Annotated in this window: 16 protein-coding genes; 11 read left to right on the top strand and 5 right to left on the bottom strand. The window is 61.6% G+C overall.

Translation table 11 applies throughout. The features are described 5' to 3' along the window. Positions 1 to 91 precede the first annotated feature (91 nt). Both LVS58_RS03020 and LVS58_RS03015 read left to right on the top strand, forming a co-directional pair. On the top strand, positions 92 to 337 hold the full coding sequence (locus LVS58_RS03020; RefSeq protein WP_003253308.1) for a GlsB/YeaQ/YmgE family stress response membrane protein: 246 nt from the start codon (positions 92 to 94) through the stop codon (positions 335 to 337). 48 nt (positions 338 to 385) lie between these two features. After that, the gene (locus tag LVS58_RS03015; protein ID WP_233689811.1) at positions 386 to 919 is read left to right on the top strand and encodes a DUF3299 domain-containing protein; all 534 of its coding nucleotides are present in this window, start codon (positions 386 to 388) and stop codon (positions 917 to 919) included. Between the two features lie 109 nt (positions 920 to 1,028). Here the strand turns inward: LVS58_RS03015 and LVS58_RS03010 are convergent, their stop codons facing one another. Both LVS58_RS03010 and LVS58_RS03005 read right to left on the bottom strand, forming a co-directional pair. Beyond that, complete coding sequence (locus LVS58_RS03010; protein WP_233689810.1) at positions 1,029 to 1,925, bottom strand: D-hexose-6-phosphate mutarotase; 897 nt, start codon at positions 1,923 to 1,925, stop codon at positions 1,029 to 1,031. Between the two features lie 71 nt (positions 1,926 to 1,996). Next, complete coding sequence (locus LVS58_RS03005) at positions 1,997 to 2,395, bottom strand: acyl-CoA thioesterase (RefSeq protein WP_003253317.1); 399 nt, start codon at positions 2,393 to 2,395, stop codon at positions 1,997 to 1,999. A gap of 361 nt (positions 2,396 to 2,756) precedes the next feature. Between LVS58_RS03005 and LVS58_RS03000 the strand changes: the two genes are divergently transcribed. The 8 genes from LVS58_RS03000 (at position 2,757) to LVS58_RS02965 (ending at position 13,404) form a co-directional block, all read left to right on the top strand. After that, positions 2,757 to 4,046 (top strand): MFS transporter, encoded by a 1,290-nt coding sequence (locus LVS58_RS03000; RefSeq protein WP_233689809.1) that lies wholly within the window; start codon positions 2,757 to 2,759, stop codon positions 4,044 to 4,046. Positions 4,047 to 4,418: 372 nt separating this feature from the next. Then, positions 4,419 to 5,417 carry a phosphate ABC transporter substrate-binding protein PstS gene (locus LVS58_RS02995; protein ID WP_014754876.1) on the top strand — a complete coding sequence of 333 codons (999 nt, stop codon included), beginning with the start codon at positions 4,419 to 4,421 and terminating at the stop codon, positions 5,415 to 5,417. 138 nt (positions 5,418 to 5,555) lie between these two features. After that, positions 5,556 to 7,844, top strand: coding sequence for an ABC transporter permease subunit (locus LVS58_RS02990; protein ID WP_233689808.1), 2,289 nt, complete (start codon positions 5,556 to 5,558; stop codon positions 7,842 to 7,844). Positions 7,845 to 7,915: 71 nt separating this feature from the next. Beyond that, complete coding sequence (gene pstA, locus LVS58_RS02985) at positions 7,916 to 9,532, top strand: phosphate ABC transporter permease PstA (RefSeq protein ID WP_233689868.1); 1,617 nt, start codon at positions 7,916 to 7,918, stop codon at positions 9,530 to 9,532. Between the two features lie 72 nt (positions 9,533 to 9,604). Beyond that, the gene (gene pstB / locus LVS58_RS02980; protein ID WP_003253327.1) at positions 9,605 to 10,438 is read left to right on the top strand and encodes a phosphate ABC transporter ATP-binding protein PstB; all 834 of its coding nucleotides are present in this window, start codon (positions 9,605 to 9,607) and stop codon (positions 10,436 to 10,438) included. A gap of 101 nt (positions 10,439 to 10,539) precedes the next feature. After that, entirely contained in the window at positions 10,540 to 11,310 is a 771-nt protein-coding gene (phoU, locus tag LVS58_RS02975; RefSeq protein ID WP_110743438.1) for a phosphate signaling complex protein PhoU, read from the top strand. Between the two features lie 162 nt (positions 11,311 to 11,472). Then, positions 11,473 to 12,363 carry a response regulator gene (locus LVS58_RS02970; protein WP_233689807.1) on the top strand — a complete coding sequence of 297 codons (891 nt, stop codon included), beginning with the start codon at positions 11,473 to 11,475 and terminating at the stop codon, positions 12,361 to 12,363. Positions 12,364 to 12,507: 144 nt separating this feature from the next. Next, on the top strand, positions 12,508 to 13,404 hold the full coding sequence (locus LVS58_RS02965; protein WP_233689806.1) for a peptidoglycan DD-metalloendopeptidase family protein: 897 nt from the start codon (positions 12,508 to 12,510) through the stop codon (positions 13,402 to 13,404). A gap of 135 nt (positions 13,405 to 13,539) precedes the next feature. Here the strand turns inward: LVS58_RS02965 and LVS58_RS02960 are convergent, their stop codons facing one another. From LVS58_RS02960 to phoB, 3 genes are all read right to left on the bottom strand, one after another. Beyond that, the gene (locus LVS58_RS02960) at positions 13,540 to 14,880 is read right to left on the bottom strand and encodes a hemolysin family protein (protein ID WP_233689805.1); all 1,341 of its coding nucleotides are present in this window, start codon (positions 14,878 to 14,880) and stop codon (positions 13,540 to 13,542) included. A 173-nt stretch (positions 14,881 to 15,053) separates the two neighbouring features. Beyond that, the gene (phoR, locus tag LVS58_RS02955) at positions 15,054 to 16,361 is read right to left on the bottom strand and encodes a phosphate regulon sensor histidine kinase PhoR (RefSeq protein ID WP_233689804.1); all 1,308 of its coding nucleotides are present in this window, start codon (positions 16,359 to 16,361) and stop codon (positions 15,054 to 15,056) included. A 48-nt stretch (positions 16,362 to 16,409) separates the two neighbouring features. Continuing rightward, entirely contained in the window at positions 16,410 to 17,099 is a 690-nt protein-coding gene (phoB, locus tag LVS58_RS02950) for a phosphate regulon transcriptional regulator PhoB (protein ID WP_003253341.1), read from the bottom strand. Between the two features lie 173 nt (positions 17,100 to 17,272). Here phoB and LVS58_RS02945 point away from each other — a divergent pair, with 173 nt between their 5' ends. After that, positions 17,273 to 17,644 (top strand): COG4315 family predicted lipoprotein, encoded by a 372-nt coding sequence (locus LVS58_RS02945; protein ID WP_233689803.1) that lies wholly within the window; start codon positions 17,273 to 17,275, stop codon positions 17,642 to 17,644. Positions 17,645 to 17,671: the final 27 nt, after the last annotated feature.

The following is a 17,671-nucleotide window of genomic DNA, read 5'->3' as shown; positions in this document are numbered from 1 at the left end:
CTTCCGCAAGCGGCATGCCCTCTGAATATGGCAACAAGCTGAAGCCCGTCTAGGCTTTGGCTTGTTCCAACTTCACTGCAGAGGGATTGCCATGGGTATCATTGGAACCATCTTCATCGGCCTCATCGTCGGTCTGCTGGCCCGCTTCATCAAGCCGGGCGATGACAGCATGGGCTGGATCATGACCATTCTGCTGGGTATTGCCGGCTCCTTATTGGCTACCTATGGCGGCCAGGCCTTGGGTATATACCAGGCTGGGCAAGCGGCGGGCTTCCTTGGCGCGCTGGTCGGTGCTGTGGTGCTGCTGGTAATCTACGGATTCATCAAGAAACGCTGATTACTGGTTAGAATGCTCGGCAATTCATTCGAGTTGCCGAGCATTTCCATGCGTGCCTTTTTCCTTGTCCCCTTGCTGTTGGCCAGTACCCTGGCCCATGCCGAACTGCCCGAAACCGACTGGCTGGAGCTGATGCCCAGGTCGGACCAGAAGGCGCTCGAACAAATGCCTGAAATCGACCACAACTCGCCGGAAGCCATGGGCACCTTTACCGCCAAAGGTGGCCTCAAGCAGAGCAAGGGCCTGCCTGCGGTGATGTACTCGACCAAGACGGTTCCAGCCATGAATGGCAAGGACATCCGCCTAGGTGGCTACCCTGTGCCACTGGAGAGTGACGCCAAGGGCAACAGCACGTTGTTCTTCCTGGTGCCGTACCCGGGTGCGTGCATCCATGTGCCGCCACCGCCGCCCAACCAGTTGGTACTGGTACGCTACCCGAAAGGCCTGAAGATCGATGACATCTACACGCCCCTGTGGGTCAGCGGCAAGCTGAAGGTGGAGAAGGTCAGCAATGACCTGGCCGATGCGGCCTATGCGCTGGATGCCGGGAAAGTGAGGGTAGTGGAAGACGCAGACCTCTAAACCGCTGTGCTGGCCTCTTCGCGGGTAAACCCGCTCCAACCGACATGCCGCGGGGGTACTTGTAGGAGCGGGTTTACCCGCGAAGAGGCCGGTACAGGCACCGTAAAACTCAGATCATTTCGCTGACAATCCTGACCTCCAGCGAACAGCTGTGCCCAGGCTTCAACTCCACCAGGTCATCCCACACATTCGCCGTTTCGATGCACAGCATCCGCTGCCAGCCATCATCAGCCATGTCCGCCAAGTCTCTGGCCCGATCGATCCAGGGGTTCCAGATCACCGCCGAGCGCGAGCCACAGCTGGTCAAGGTAATACGGCGGCTCCAGTGCGGGTCGACAATACTCAGCGTTTGCGGGGTGTTCAGGTAGATGCGGTCAGTCTCCCCGGCAAACATCAGTGCCCCCTGCTGCTGGCGCTGCTCCCAGTCCGCCAGGGTCTCGATATAACCCAGCCCATCGACACCCTCGACCCGCGCCTGGCGCACGTCACTGACAGCGAAGTAGCTGTGCAGGGCCTGGCTGATGGTGACGGGGGTATTGCCCATGTTGCGGCTGGTCAGGTTCAGCCGCAGGTCCTCGCCCAGCACCACTACCAGTTTCAGCTCGACGTCATGAGGCCAGCCAGGCAGGTCACCCTGCGCTTCTGGCAGTTCGAATTCGATGCGCAGGCTTTCGCCAGCTTCCTCGATACCCAGCAATTGCCAGTCGCGCGCACGCGCCAGGCCATGCGCGGGCGCCTGTTCGCCATGGTACATGGCCTGCACGGCCTGAGGGTTGCGCTGCAGGTTGCCAAACCATGGCCAGCACACCGGTACCCCGGCGCGTACCGACTTGCCCTGGCGGAAGATGGCCTGGTCGCTCAGCCACAGCAGTGGCGGTTCGCCTACCCGCTGGTAGCTGAGGACCTGTGCGCCCTGCTGGGCGATCAGGAGTTCGGCACGGTCACTGCCGATACGCCAGCAGTTGAGTTCGCCATGTTGCTCGGTTACGACCTGGAAGGTAGCCATTGCATTCATCTCATTGATTGCCAGTGGGCCTTGGACCCGGGCACTTGCAATGAGTTTACCGCCGGCGTGGCTCAGCGACGAGGTACGGAACGGGTGCGGCCACTGCCGTCGATGGCGACGAAGACGAATACCGCTTCGGTAACCTTGCGCCATTCGCTGGACAGCGGGTCGTCGCTCCACACTTCGACCATCATCTGGATCGAGCTACGGCCGATTTCCAGGGTCTGGGTATAGAATGACAGCTGTGCGCCGACCGCGACGGGTACCAGGAAGGCCATGCGATCGATGGCTACGGTGGCTACGCGGCCGCCGGCTACACGGCTTGCCATGGCCGTGCCTGCCAGGTCCATCTGGGCAACCAGCCAACCGCCGAAGATATCGCCGAAACCGTTGGTTTCTCGCGGCAGTGCTGTGATCTGCAAGGCCAGGTCGCCTTGCGGGATTGGATCTTCTTGTTCGAGCTCAATCATGCGATGGGGCCTCTGACCCGTGACGCTTTTCGTTGGTGTGGCGCAAAGGCCGGGTAAACGATTCAGCTTGAAACATACTACGCCGATTTCGTTTCACTGGGCGGCCGTAGGGAAACTCTGCGAAACCGCCTGACAATAGTGACCGGCGTTTTCGCACAACATCCCACATTAGAAGCAACATAATCCTACGAATTGCCAGTATATAGGGCATAACGGCCAGCGACGACCGCGCATTCATGAATATCTGTGTGGATTGTGTATCGCTTTCGGCGTAGCTCGGCAATTTGCTATCTTCGCCTGTCTCCAATCCAGAAGCCGCGCGCCAAGCGGCCTGCATGCCCTACAAAGAGAACAACGAGCGATGACTTCCGTGCCCAGCAGTATCGAGCAGCCCTCGCGGCCGCTGACCCGAAGCGACTACAAGACCCTCTCACTGTCCGCCCTGGGCGGCGCGCTGGAGTTCTACGATTTCATCATCTTCGTGTTCTTCGCCACGGTGGTGGGCAAGTTGTTCTTCCCGGCCGACATGCCCGAGTGGCTGCGGCTGATGCAAACGTTCGGCATCTTCGCCGCCGGCTACCTGGCGCGGCCGCTGGGCGGCATCATCATGGCCCACTTCGGTGACTTGCTCGGGCGCAAGAAGATGTTCACCCTGAGCATCTTCATGATGGCGCTGCCGACCCTGATCATGGGCCTGCTGCCGACCTATGCGCAGATCGGCATGTGGGCACCGATTCTGCTGTTGCTGATGCGCGTGATCCAGGGCGCGGCAATCGGCGGCGAAGTACCGGGCGCATGGGTGTTCGTCTCTGAGCACGTGCCGGCTCGCAACACCGGCTATGCCTGCGGCACCCTGACCGCCGGCCTGACTGCCGGCATTCTGCTGGGCTCTCTGGTAGCGACCCTGGTCAACAGCATGTACAGCGCGCAAGAAGTGGCTGACTACGCCTGGCGTATCCCGTTCCTGCTGGGCGGAGTGTTCGGCCTGTTCTCGGTGTACCTGCGCCGCTGGCTGCACGAAACCCCGGTGTTCGCCGAAATGCAGCAACGCAAGGCGCTTGCCGAGGAGCTGCCGCTGCGTGCTGTGCTGCGTGACCATCGTGGCCCGATCATCCTGTCGATGCTGCTGACCTGGATGCTTTCTGCCGGCATCGTGGTGGTCATTCTGATGACCCCGGCGCTGCTGCAGAGCCTCTACCACATCAGCCCGATCGACTCGCTCAAGGCCAACAGCATGGCCATCGTGCTGCTCAGCTTTGGCTGCATTGGTGCTGGCAGCCTGGCCGACCGCTTCGGGGCGGGCCGGGTGTTCGTGATCGGCAGCCTGCTGCTGCTGGCCAGTTCCTGGACCTTTTACCATAGCCTGCCAACCCGGCCCGAGCTGCTGTTCCCGCTGTATGCGCTGACCGGCCTGTGCGTTGGCGTGATCGGCGCGGTGCCTTATGTGATGGTCAAGGCATTCCCGGCGGCGGTGCGCTTCAGCGGGCTGTCGTTCTCGTACAATGTGGCCTACGCGATCTTCGGTGGTTTGACGCCGATGGTGGTGACCGCGCTGCTGAAAGTAAGCCCGATGGCGCCTGCCTACTATGTGGCAGGCCTGTGCGCCGTTGGTCTGGCCGTGGGCCTGTACCTGCTCGCCAACAAACGCTGATTTTGCGCTACGGCTACTGGCCTCTTCGCGGCTAAAGCCGCTCTACGGGGATTTGCACAGGCCTCAATGCCGAAACCAAACCTGTAGGAGCGGGTTTACCCGCGAATACGTTAGCGGCGGCAACGGTGAACGGCGGGGGGAGATTGGCCAGCAGGGTCGGTCCTTTCGCGGGTGAACCCGCTTCTGCGAAGGCCTGTGTCCAACCACCGATGTGTGTCCACAACCGTGGCTTTAGCCGCGAAGCGGCCAGACGTGCTTTCGGTGATGGCCTTTCATCCAATTGTCATAATGAAGTCATATCGTATTCATGCGGCCTGCCGATACTTGGGCCCGTTCCATCCAACACCCCAATATTCCTGCTAGGAGCAAGGCATGAAACTGAAGCGTTTGATGGCGGCCCTTACCTTTGCCGCCGCTGGCGTTGCAACCGCCAACGCGGTAGCCGCTGTCGATCCTGCGATCCCGACCTACACCAAGACCACTGGTGTTTCGGGCAACCTCTCCAGCGTTGGTTCCGACACCCTCGCGAACCTTATGACTCTGTGGGCCGAGGCCTACAAGAAGGAATATCCGAACGTAAACATCCAGATCCAGGCTGCCGGCTCCTCTACCGCGCCACCCGCGCTGACCGAAGGCACCGCCAACCTCGGCCCGATGAGCCGCAAGATGAAGGACGTCGAGCTGCAAGCCTTCGAGCAGAAGTACGGCTACAAGCCGACCGCCATCCCGGTCGCCGTCGACGCCCTGGCCGTGTTCGTGCACAAGGACAACCCAATCAAGGGCCTGACCATGGCTCAGGTCGACGCCATCTTCTCTTCCACTCGCCTGTGCGGTGGCAAGGCCGAGATCAAGACCTGGGGCGACGTCGGTGTGACCGGCGACCTGGCCAACAAGCCAATCCAGCTGTTCGGCCGCAACTCGGTATCGGGCACCTACGGCTACTTCAAGGAAGAAGCCCTGTGCAAAGGCGACTTCAAACCTAACGTCAACGAACAGCCTGGCTCGGCTTCGGTCGTGCAGTCGATCAGCTCCTCGCTGAACGGCATCGGCTACTCGGGTATTGGGTACAAGACCGCCAGCGTCAAGACCGTAGCCTTGGCCAAGAAAGAAGGCGGCGAGTTTGTTGAAGACAACGAAGCCAACGCCCTGAACGGCACCTACCCGCTTTCGCGCTTCCTGTACGTCTACGTCAACAAGGCGCCGAACAAGCCTCTGGCCCCGCTGGAAGCCGAGTTCGTCAAGCTGGTGCTGTCGCAAGCGGGCCAGCAGGTGGTGGTGAAGGATGGTTACATCCCGCTGCCGGCCAAAGTTGTCGACAAGACCCTGGCTGACCTGGGCCTGTCGCACGCCGGTAACGTTGCAAAGAAGTAAGTAATTAAGAGGAGGCCGGTACCACAGCCCGGCCTCTTCCACGAATTTCCAGTCCGAAGCCAGGCTCCCTGTGCGGCGGGCTTTCGCGCGTCACCACTTTGTAATGTTTTTGTCACACGGGACCGCTAGGGTGTGCGCATGAATGATCTGGCCAATTCCAACATGACCCAAAACTCCCAGCCCGTGCGCATTGATTTCAATACGCCCGAGTTGCAACGCAAGCGCCGCATGCGCGCGCTCAAGGACCGCCTGACCCGCTGGTATGTGCTGGTAGGCGGGCTTGCCGTATTGGCGGCAATCACGTTGATCTTCTTTTACCTGGCTTATGTGGTGTTGCCACTGTTCCAGGGCGCTGAGCTGACCAGCAAGAAAGCACTGGAGCCGACATGGCTGCAGCAGGATGCCGGTAAGCCACTGATGATCGCGCTTGAAGAGCAGAATCAGGTGGGGATGCGTGTTTCGGACAAGGGCCAGGCATTGTTCTTCGATACCAAAACCGGTAACGAGCTCAAGCGTGTCGAGCTACCCGTGCCAGCAGGCACCCAGGTCACGTCCATCAGTACTGACCAGCCGGGTAGCGCGCTGGTGGTGCTGGGCCTGTCCAATGGTCAGGCGCTGGTTTTCCACCACACCTACAAGATCACCTACCCGGACAACAAGAAAACCATCACCCCAGGCATCGACTACCCGTACGGCGAGCAATCGTTCGTGCTCGACGAGCAGGGGCGTGCGCTGGAGCACGTCAGCGTCAACGTCAATGGCGACACCCTGCTGCTGGCCGGCTCTACCGGTGCTCACCTGCAGGTGCTTGAGCTGATCCGCACGGAAAACATGATGAGCGAAGAGGTCACCACCGAGCAGAACCGCATCGAACTGCCGCAAATGACCGAGACGGTGAAGAATATCTTCATCGACCCGCGCCAGCAGTGGCTGTACGTCATCAACGGCCGCGCCACGGCCGACGTGTTCAGCCTGCGCGACAAGAGCCTCAACGGGCGTTACAAGCTGTCTGAAAGCGCCGACACCGAAATTACTGGCACGGCCCAGCTGGTTGGCGGCATTTCGTTGATCATCGGTGACTCCAAGGGGGGGCTGGCCCAGTGGTTCATGGCCCGCGACCCGGATGGCGAATCGCGCTTCAAGCAGATTCGTACCTTCCAGATGGGCAAGGCGCCGATCGTGCAGATCGACGCCGAAGAGCGCCGCAAGGGTTTCATCGCCCTGGACGCCGAAGGCAAACTGGGCGTGTTCCACAGCACTGCCCACCGAACCCTGCTGGTTGAGCCGGCCGCCCAAGGCCCTGGCACGCTGGCCCTGTCGCCACGCGCCAACCGCATCATCATCGAAGAAGGCGGCAAATTGTTGCCGTTGAGCCTGCGCAACCCGCACCCGGAAGTTTCGTTCAGCGCGCTGTGGGGCAAGGTGTGGTACGAGAACTACGACGAGCCGAAATACGTCTGGCAATCGACCGCTTCGAACACTGACTTCGAGCCCAAACTGAGCCTGTCGCCGCTGACCTTCGGAACCCTGAAGGCCGCGTTCTACGCCATGATCCTGGCCGCCCCGCTGGCCATTGCCGCAGCCATCTACACCGCCTACTTCATGGCCCCGCGCATGCGCCGCAAGGTCAAGCCGGTGATCGAGCTGATGGAAGCGATGCCGACGGTGATCCTCGGCTTCTTCGCCGGTCTGTTCCTGGCCCCGTACCTGGAAGGCCATCTGCCCGGTGTGTTCAGCCTGTTCCTGCTGATGCCGATTGGTATTCTGCTGGCCGGCTTTTTCTGGAGCCGGCTGCCGGAGTCGATCCGCCTGCGTGTACCGGATGGTTGGGAAGCGGCGATCCTGATTCCGGTCATCCTGTTCACCGGCTGGTTCGCCTTGACCATGAGCCCGCACCTGGAAAGCTGGTTCTTCGGCGGCGACATGCGCCTGTGGATCACCAATGATCTAGGTATCACCTACGACCAGCGCAACGCCCTGGTAGTCGGTATCGCCATGGGCTTTGCGGTCATCCCGAACATCTACTCGATTGCCGAAGATGCCGTGTTCAGTGTGCCGCGCAGTCTGACCCTGGGCTCGCTGGCACTGGGCGCTACGCCTTGGCAGACCCTGACCCGTGTGGTCATCCTCACCGCCAGCCCGGGCATCTTCTCGGCGCTGATGATCGGCATGGGCCGTGCGGTAGGCGAGACCATGATCGTGCTGATGGCCACCGGCAATACCCCGGTGATGGAGATGAACCTGTTCGAGGGCATGCGCACTCTGGCCGCCAACGTGGCTGTGGAAATGCCGGAGTCGGAAGTCGGTGGCAGCCACTATCGCGTGCTGTTCCTGGCCGCCCTGGTGCTGCTGATGTTCACCTTCATCATGAACACCTTGGCCGAGCTGATTCGCCAGCGTCTGCGCAAGAAATACTCGTCGCTTTGATAGAAAGGTAGCGATCCGTGAAAAAGGATTCCCTCAAAGGCTGGTTCAAGAGCGGCGCCCCAGGCGTCTGGATGAGCGGCGGCGCGGTGACCATGGCCGTGATCATGACCGTCGGCCTGCTGGCTGTCATCGCCGTGCGCGGCCTGGGCCACTTCTGGCCAGCCGATCTTGTCCAGGCCACCTACAAGGTGCCAGGCCAGGCCGATCACGTTGTCATTGGCGAAGTGGTGCAGAAGGAGGAAGTACCCCGAGCTCGTCTGAAGGGGGCTGGCCTGCCGGTACCGGACCAGGGCCCGGAGTTCATGACCCGGGAGCTGATCAAGGTGGGTAACCGCGACCTCAACGGCAGCGACTTTACCTGGGTGGTCGGCGACTGGCTGGTCGACGAACAGCGCCCGGCTGACCTGATGGCCCTTGAACGCCGCGAGTGGGGCAACTTCTATGGCTACCTGGTCAGCGTCAAGGAACAAGGCCGTGTGGTTGCCGAAGGCCCTGCTGCCTGGAACGAACTGCAGGCCCGCCTCAAGCGTGCCAACCAGCTCAACAGCGAGCTGCAGCAGCTGGAGAAGAAGGACATCGGCGCCATCAACCATGGCCTTGAGCGCCTGCGTCTGCAAGCGCGCAAGCTGGAGCTGGACGGCAAGCTGGACGCCGCCGCCCAGGCCGACATGGACGCCGACCGTGCCGAACTCAACAGCCGCTACAAGGCTATCGAAGACCGCCTGAGCGGCCTGCACCAGGCTTTCGCCCGCGACAGCCTGGTGGCCCGGGATGGCAACGGACGTGAAGTGGAAATCAACCTGAGCAAGGTGGTGCATGCCGTTCAGCCGAACGGCATGTCGGCGTTCACCAAGTTGGGCACCTACTTCGGCAAGGTCTGGGAGTTCCTCAGCGACGACCCGCGTGAAGCCAACACCGAGGGCGGTATCTTCCCGGCCATCTTCGGTACCGTGATGATGACCCTGATCATGGCCGTGATCGTTACCCCGTTCGGCGTGCTGGCTGCCGTGTACCTCCGTGAATACGCCAGGCAGGGCCCGGTCACCCGGCTTATCCGTATCGCGGTGAACAACCTGGCCGGTGTTCCTGCGATCGTCTACGGTGTGTTCGGCCTGGGCTTCTTCGTCTATGTGCTGGGCGGCTCGATCGACCGCCTGTTCTTCCCGGAAGCACTGCCGGCGCCGACCCTGGGGACCCCCGGCCTGCTGTGGGCATCGCTGACCCTGGCATTGCTGGCGGTGCCGGTGGTGATCGTGGCCACCGAAGAGGGCCTGGCACGCATTCCGCGCACCGTGCGTGAAGGCTCGCTGGCGTTGGGCGCAACCAAGGCCGAGACCCTGTGGAAAATCGTCCTGCCCATGGCCAGCCCGGCCATGATGACCGGCATGATCCTCGCCGTGGCCCGTGCCGCCGGCGAAGTGGCGCCGCTGATGCTTGTGGGTGTGGTGAAGCTGGCGCCGTCGCTGCCGGTGGATGGCAACTACCCGTACCTGCACCTGGACCAGAAGATCATGCACCTGGGCTTCCACATCTATGACGTCGGCTTCCAGAGCCCTAACGTCGAAGCTGCGCGGCCGCTGGTGTATGCCACTGCGCTGCTGCTGGTGCTGGTGATCGCGACCCTCAACCTCTCTGCCGTGTGGATTCGCAACCACCTGCGTGAGAAGTACAAGGCGCTGGACGGCTGACCCTGATTGCAAGCGTGCCGCCCGTAAGCCGGGCGGCCCTTTGAAACGACTTGATAGCGTATGGAGTTGACCATGCAGCAAGATTCCCACACCCATGGCATCGACATGTCTGCCTTGGGCCGCAACAAGCAGAGCCTGCGGATGGCTGAAGAAACCGTGGCCATCGAAGTGCCGGGCCTGAGCCTGTTCTATGGCGACAAGCAAGCGCTGTTCGACGTGCAGATGAACATCCCGAAGCAGCGCGTGACCGCCTTCATCGGCCCATCCGGCTGCGGCAAGTCGACCCTGCTGCGCACCTTCAACCGGATGAACGACCTGGTTGACGGTTGCCGTGTGGAAGGTGCCATCAACCTGTACGGCAACAACATCTACCGCAAGGGCGAAGACGTTGCCGAACTGCGCCGGCGCGTGGGCATGGTGTTCCAGAAGCCGAACCCGTTCCCCAAGACCATCTACGAGAACGTGGTCTACGGCCTGCGCATCCAGGGCATCAACAAGAAGCGCGTGCTTGATGAAGCCGTGGAGTGGGCGTTGAAGGGCGCGGCCTTGTGGGACGAGGTCAAGGACCGCCTGCACGAGTCGGCGCTGGGCCTGTCTGGTGGTCAGCAGCAGCGTCTGGTCATCGCCCGCACCATTGCCGTGGAGCCGGAGGTGCTGCTGCTTGACGAACCGTGCTCGGCACTGGACCCGATCTCGACATTGAAGGTCGAAGAACTGATCTATGAATTGAAATCCAAGTACACCATCGTCATCGTGACCCACAACATGCAGCAAGCGGCGCGTGTTTCGGATTACACCGCGTTCATGTACATGGGCAAACTGGTCGAATTCGGGGATACCGATACCCTGTTCACCAACCCGGCGAAGAAGCAGACCGAAGATTACATCACCGGTCGCTACGGCTAAGCGCCGCTCGCGAAACAGGCACCTCGGTGCCTGGCACCGGCGTTGCCGGTGTTCGCGGGTGAACCCGCTCCTACAGGGCCGCGCTACCAAAGGACAAAACGATGATCAACAAAGAAAGCCTTACCCATCACATTTCCCAGCAGTTCAACGCCGAGCTCGAAGAGGTGCGCAGCCACCTGCTGGCCATGGGCGGGCTGGTGGAAAAGCAGGTCAACGATGCGGTTACCGCACTGATCGAAGCCGATTCTGGTCTGGCCCAGCAGGTGCGTGAGGTTGACGAGCAGATCAACCAGATGGAGCGCAACATCGACGAGGAGTGCTTGCGCATCCTCGCCCGCCGCCAGCCGGCGGCCTCGGACCTGCGCCTGATCATCAGCATTTCCAAGTCGGTGATCGATCTGGAACGCATCGGCGACGAGTCGACCAAGATCGCCCGCCGCGCCATCCAGTTGTGCGAAGAGGGCGAGTCGCCTCGTGGTTATGTCGAGGTGCGCCACATTGGCGACCAAGTGCGCAACATGGTCCGTGATGCGCTGGACGCCTTTGCCCGCTTCGACGCCGACCTGGCGCTGTCGGTGGCCCAGTACGACAAGACCATCGACCGCGAATACAAGACCGCGCTGCGTGAGCTGGTGACCTACATGATGGAAGACCCACGCTCTATCTCACGGGTGCTGAGCGTGATCTGGGTGCTGCGCTCGCTGGAGCGTATTGGCGACCATGCGCGCAACATCTCCGAACTGGTGATCTACCTGGTGCGCGGCACCGACGTGCGCCACATGGGGCTCAAGCGGATGACTGCCGAAGTGCAGGGCACTGCGATCGCCGACGGCGAAAAGGCTAATGTTTCGGGCGAATCTGACGATAAGTAAGGTTGCTCCCGAGCATCGACGCCCGGCCTTGGCCGGGCGTTTTCGTTTGCGGTCGAGAGCCGGCAGGCACCCGCGAATGATGTGATGAAGTCCCGGCGTGACCAGGTTGTAGCAAATGGCCAGTATTTGGCAGTAGGCTAGTCGGGTTCAGAAGGAGTATCGATGAGTAAAGTGAATGTGCTGGTCGTGGATGACGCCCCGTTTATCCGCGACCTGGTCCGCAAGTGCCTGCGCAATGCCTTCCCGGGCATGGCGATCGACGATGCGGTCAACGGCCGCAAGGCCATGGCCCTGCTCGGCAAGGAGCCGTTCGACCTGGTCCTGTGCGACTGGGAAATGCCGGAGATGTCCGGCCTGGAACTGCTCACCTGGTGCCGCCAGCAGCCTGCATTGAAGAACCTGCAGTTCATCATGGTGACCAGCCGTGGCGACAAGGAAAACGTCATTCAGGCGATCCAGGCGGGCGTTTCCGATTTTGTAGGCAAGCCGTTCACCAACGAGCAACTGCTGACCAAGGTAAAGAAAGCCCTGACCAAGATCGGTAAGCTCGATAGCCTGATGGCCATCGGCCCGGCGCGAGCCAACCCGGCGTTCGCCAACGATTCGTTGAACGCGCTGACTGCGGGCAAGCCCGAAGCGGTCAAGGTTGCGGCGCCGGCGCCGGCACCGGCCAGGCCTTCGGTCGCGGCTCCCGCACCCGCTGCCCCCGCGCCGAGCGGCCGTGGCCAGGGCCAGTTGCGCCTGGCCAGTGGCTCGCAGCCATGCGTGATCAAGGCGTTGAGCCTGAAAGAGGCACTGCTGGTGGTACGCCGCAGCGAAACGTTGCCACAGGTATTGGAAGGTGCGGTGCTGGACCTGGAGCAGGGCGAAAGTGCCGAAGTCGCTCGCCTGAACGGCTACCTGCATGCGGTGGCGGCGCTGGAGCCAAAACCTGACAGCGACTGGCTGCAGTTGACGTTCAAGTTTGTCGACCAGGATGCCCAGAAGCTCGACTACCTGTCGCGGTTGATTGCCCGCGGCACTGCGCAGAAGCACTTCACCCCCGGCGCCTGACTCCGGCCCGCGCCCCGCTTTGAGTAGGAGCAGCTCAAACTGCTCCTGCAGCAGCCCGCGTCGCTCCATCCGACCAACTGCAATACCTGCCGTAAAACCCGCTGCTAGTCTTCGACAGACCATAACTGTCAAAAAGCCACTATCATGCCCGCGCGCCTGCTGCTGTTCTGTGCATTGCTCATGGCCTCGGCGTCGAGCCTGGGTGTGACGCTCTACAAGATCACCGACGATTCCGGTGTGATCTCCTATTCCGACCGGCCCGGCCCCGGCGCCAAGCCCCTGGTGTTGTTCGAGCCCATGATCGAAACGCTCGAAGGCCAGGTACTGCTGAATGCAAAAACTTTCGACGGTGGCGTGAGCTTTTCGGCACGAAACGAGCTGCATGTGCCGGTAGAGGTCGAGTTGCGGCTGGACAACCTGGTCAACGCACAAGGCGGCGATGCTCCGCGTATCGTGCGCCGGCTGCTGCCGCCGCGCACCACGCAGATGCTCAGTGTGCTCAGGGGGCGGCCCGGGCTGCTGCTGAACTACCGTTCGACGCTGCTGCAGGCCATGGGTGACCCGGGCAAACGGCCGCAAGGCTTCCGCTACGCGTTTCCGTGGCTTGGCGGGCCGTTCCGCGTCACTCAGGGCCCCAATGGCCGTGTCAGTCATTTTGGGCCCAGAGGGCGCTACGCCATGGATATCGCCATGCCCGAAGGCACACCCATCATCGCCGCGCGGGAAGGGGTGGTGGTGAAGACGCAGAACAGCCAGAGCGGGCGGGCGCCCAACCCTTCGGGCAACTTTGTAAGGATTTTGCACCCGGATGGCACCATGGGCGTCTACCTTCACCTGATGCGTGGTTCGGTGGTGGTAGCGGAGGGGCAGCGGGTACGGCAGGGCCAGATGCTGGCCAAGTCGGGCAATACCGGCAACAGCACTGGGCCGCACCTGCATTTTGTAGTGCAGCGCAATGTGGGGTTGGCGCTGGAGTCGATACCTTACCGCTTCGACAGGCCGATCAGCGGGTTGCCTGATTTTACTGCAGGTAACCCTTGAGATTGCCGGGCCTGCTTCGCAGGCCTTTCGCGACACAAGGCCGCTCCCACAGAGCCTGCACATAGCCAGAGGCATGCGCTGTACCTGTGGGAGCGGCCTTGCGTCGCGATGGGCTGCGCAGCAGCCCCATGGCCATTAATCCAGCTTCAGTACCTTGGCCAGCACGATCTTGGGCCCTTTCATCTTCTTGATGATGATGCGCAGCCCTTCGACCTCCAGCACTTCCTCTTCTTCCGGCACGCGCTTGAGCGTCTCGTAGATCAACCCGGCCAGGGTTTCCGCCTCGATGTGGTCAAGGTCGATACCCAGCAGACGTTCGACCTTGAACAGAGGGGTGTCGCCGCGCACCAGCAGCTTGCCCGGCTGGTAGGCGAGAATGCCACGCTCGGTCTTGCGGTGCTCGTCCTGGATGTCGCCCACCAGCACTTCCAGCACGTCTTCCATGGTCAGGTAGCCGATCACCTTGCCATCGGCTTCCTCTACCAGCACGAAGTGCGCTCCGCCCTTGCGGAACTGCTCCAGCAACTGGGACAGGGGCATGTGCCGGGACACGCGTTCGAGGGGCCGGGCAAGGTCCTCCAGGTCGATGGTCTCTGGCAAGTGCTCCAGCTCAGCCAGCTCCAGCAGCAGATCCTTGATGTGCAGCAGGCCGGTGAACTCTTCGCGCTCGGTGTCGTACACCGGGTAGCGGCTGAACTTGTGGCGGCGCACCAGGGCCAGGATCTGCTTCAGAGGCGCATGGGCGTCGATGCTGATCATGTCCTCACGCGAGTTGGCCCAGTCGACCACTTCCAGCTCGCCCATTTCCACGGCCGAGGCCAGCACGCGCATGCCTTGGTCGCTTGGGTCCTGACCACGGCTGGAGTGCAGGATCAGCTTAAGTTCTTCACGGCTGTAGTGGTGCTCGTGGTGCGGGCCAGGCTCGCCCTGGCCGGCAATGCGCAGGATGGTATTGGCGCTGGCGTTGAGCAGGTAGATGGCCGGGTACATCGCCCAGTAAAACAGGTAAAGCGGCACGGCGGTCCACAGCGACAGCAGCTCTGGCTTACGGATAGCCCAGGACTTGGGGGCCAGCTCACCAACCACGATGTGCAGGTACGAGATGACGAAGAAGGCGACGAAGAACGAAATCGCCTTGACCAGCTCTGCGCTGTCCACGCCGAAATAGGCCAGCAATGGTTCCAGCAGGTGGGCGAAGGCGGGCTCACCCACCCAGCCCAGGCCCAGCGAGGCGAGGGTGATGCCCAATTGGCAGGCCGACAGGTAGGCGTCGAGTTGGTTGTGAACCTTGCGCAGGATGTTGCCACGCCAGCCGTGCTTTTCGGCGATGGCCTCTACGCGTGTAGCGCGCAGCTTGACCATGGCGAACTCTGCAGCAACGAAGAAGCCGTTGAGCAGCACCAGCAGCAAGGCAAAGATGATCATGCCGAAGTCGGCGAATAACGAGGTGAGGCTAATACCAGAGGAAGGGTCCATGATGGAGTTTTTACGGGGTCCGTCTTTGAGATAGAGAGAAAAAAAGTGCCAGCTTTTGCTGGCACAGGGGATCCAATGTAGCGGCTGGGGCCGTAAAAGCAAAGGGCAGCGGACTCATTGCTGTCCCTGGGGGAGCAGACATGCCAGCGAAGGTCCGCGCAGCAACCCCGATCTCAAGCCTTTTCGTTGGCCAATTGTGCTGGCGCAAAGTGACAGGTAAAGGTGCTGCCATGCCCCGGTACACTGCTGATTTCCAGTTTGCCGCGGTGGCGCATCAGCACATGCTTGACGATTGCGAGCCCCAGCCCGGTACCGCCGGTATTCGATGCACGGCTGGAGTCTACCCGGTAGAAGCGCTCGGTCAGGCGTGGCAAGTGCTTGGCATCGATGCCCACCCCAGAGTCCTGAACCGACAGGTGTGCGCCCTGGGCATCGGCCCACCAGCGGATGCGGATGTTGCCCTCATCCTGGGTGTACTTGACTGCATTGAACACCAGATTGGAAAAGGCACTGCGCAACTCCGACTCGCTCCCCTTCAGCTTGATGCCAGGCGCAGCGTCCAGGCTGATACGCTGGTTGCGCGGCCCTGAAAGGGCCTGGGCGTCGTTCTTGATGGCGGCGAGCAGGGCATCGACTGCCACCGGCTGGTTGTCCGATGGGTAATCGGTGGCTTCCAGTTTGGCCAGCAGCAGCAAATCGTTGAGCAGGGTTTGCATGCGCGAGCCTTGCTGGCTCATCTGCTGCAGGGCGCGGCTCCACCGCGGGTTCACGTCCTCGACGTTGTCCAGCAGGGTTTCCAGGTAGCCGGTGATTACCGTCAGCGGTGTACGCAGCTCGTGGGACACGTTGGCGACGAAGTCCTTGCGCATCTGTTCCAGCTGGTGAATGCGGGTGACATCGCGCACCAGCATCAGGTGTTCATTGTTGCCGTAGCGGGTGATGTGCAACTGCACACGCATGCGGTCATTGATCGGCGAAGGGATTTCCAGCGGTTCGAGGTAGTTTTCTGCCTCGAAGTACTCTTTGAAGAGCGGGTGGCGCACCAGGTTGGTCACTTGCTGGCCGCCGTCCTGTGGGGTCTTGAAGCCCAGCAGGGTCTCGGCGGCGCGGTTCCACCATTCCAGGTTGCCGTCACTGTCCAGCATGATCACCGCGTCACGCAGCGCGGCGGTGGATTCCTGCACCCGGTCGATCACTGCCTGCAGGCGGCCCCGTACGCGTTGGTCGCGGCGTTGCAGGTGGTAGATGCTATCGAATACCTCGCCCCACAGGCCGTAGCCATCGGGCGGTGCTTCGTCGGGTTGGTGATTGCGCAGCCAGTCGTGCAAGCGCAGCAGTTGCTTGAGGGTCCAGCCCAGATAGAGCGCCAGGCCAATGGCCAGGCTCCAGCCGTAATAGCCGCTGACCAGCCCGCCGATCAGGCATACGGTAATCAGCAACAGCAGATGGCGAATCAGGGTCGCGTGCCAGTTCTGGTTCAATTGACGATCCTTGTACAACGATGTGCAGCTTGGCGCCCCAGAGCTCGATCAGCTCTTGGTCGAGAAGCGGTAGCCAGTGCCCCGGACGGTTTGTACCAGATTCTCGTAAGCTTCACCCAGCGCCTTGCGCAGGCGACGAATGTGCACATCGACGGTACGTTCCTCGACGTAGACGTTGCCGCCCCACACCTGGTCCAGCAATTGGCCGCGGGTGTAGGCGCGCTCCTGGTGGGTCATGAAAAACTGCAGCAGGCGGTATTCGGTAGGGCCCATCTCTGCCGGCTTGCCATCGATGGTCACACGGTGGCTGATCGGGTCGAGCAGCAGGCCGCCGACCTCGATCGGCGCCTCGCTGTCGCTCGGGCCAGTGCGGCGCAGCACGGCTTTCAGTCGCGCGACCAGTTCACGCGGCGAAAACGGCTTGGTGATGTAGTCGTCGGCGCCCACTTCCAGGCCCTGGATCTTGTTGTCCTCTTCACCCTTGGCCGTGAGCATGATGATCGGTATATCGCCGGTCAGTTCGTCGCGCTTCAGGCGGCGGGCCAGCTCTATGCCGGAGGTGCCGGGCAGCATCCAGTCGAGCAGGATCAGGTCCGGTTTGCGGTCGACGATGATCGCGTGGGCCTGTTGCGAGTTTTCCGCTTCCAGGCAGTCATAGCCGGCCATTTCCAGGGCAACGGCGATCATCTCGCGAATGGGCGCTTCGTCGTCGACGATCAGAATGTTCCTGCCTACCATGCTCAAAACCTCTCCTGGATTCGGTGTCTTGGCCCGCATTAGATAACGGAATTATTGCAGCTGTGTGACAGGGTGTTGGCCGTTCTGGCGACATTCCGTGACTGAACTAGGCTAGAGAGAGCCGCGGTAAAGGCAACCCGAACCCATTTCCCCCCGCGACAATGGTGAATCCAATGACACGACATACGCTGAGCTGGATGGCCCTTTTCACTGCGCTGGCGCTTCCGGGGGTGGCGTTGGCCCACCATGCCACGGAGAAGGACGGCATGTGGGTCGATCATGCCGGCATGACCCTGTACACCTTTGACAAGGATGCGGGTGGCAAGTCGATGTGCAATGGCGATTGCGCCAAGAACTGGCCACCGTTGATGGTCAAGAAAGAGGACGAAGCACCGAAGGACAAATGGACCCATGTAACGCGTGACGACGGCTCGATGCAGTGGGCTTACGACGGCAAGCCGCTGTATACCTTCGTCAAGGACAAGAAGGCCGGCGACATGACCGGTGACGGCGTGAAGGACGTCTGGCACGTTGCCAAGCCTTGAGACAGCCGGGGCCGCTGTGCGGCCCCA

Source organism: Pseudomonas sp. JR33AA, from assembly GCF_021378985.1.
GTDB classification, from domain to species: domain Bacteria; phylum Pseudomonadota; class Gammaproteobacteria; order Pseudomonadales; family Pseudomonadaceae; genus Aquipseudomonas; species Aquipseudomonas alloputida.
This window is presented reverse-complemented; position numbering and strand designations above follow the sequence as displayed.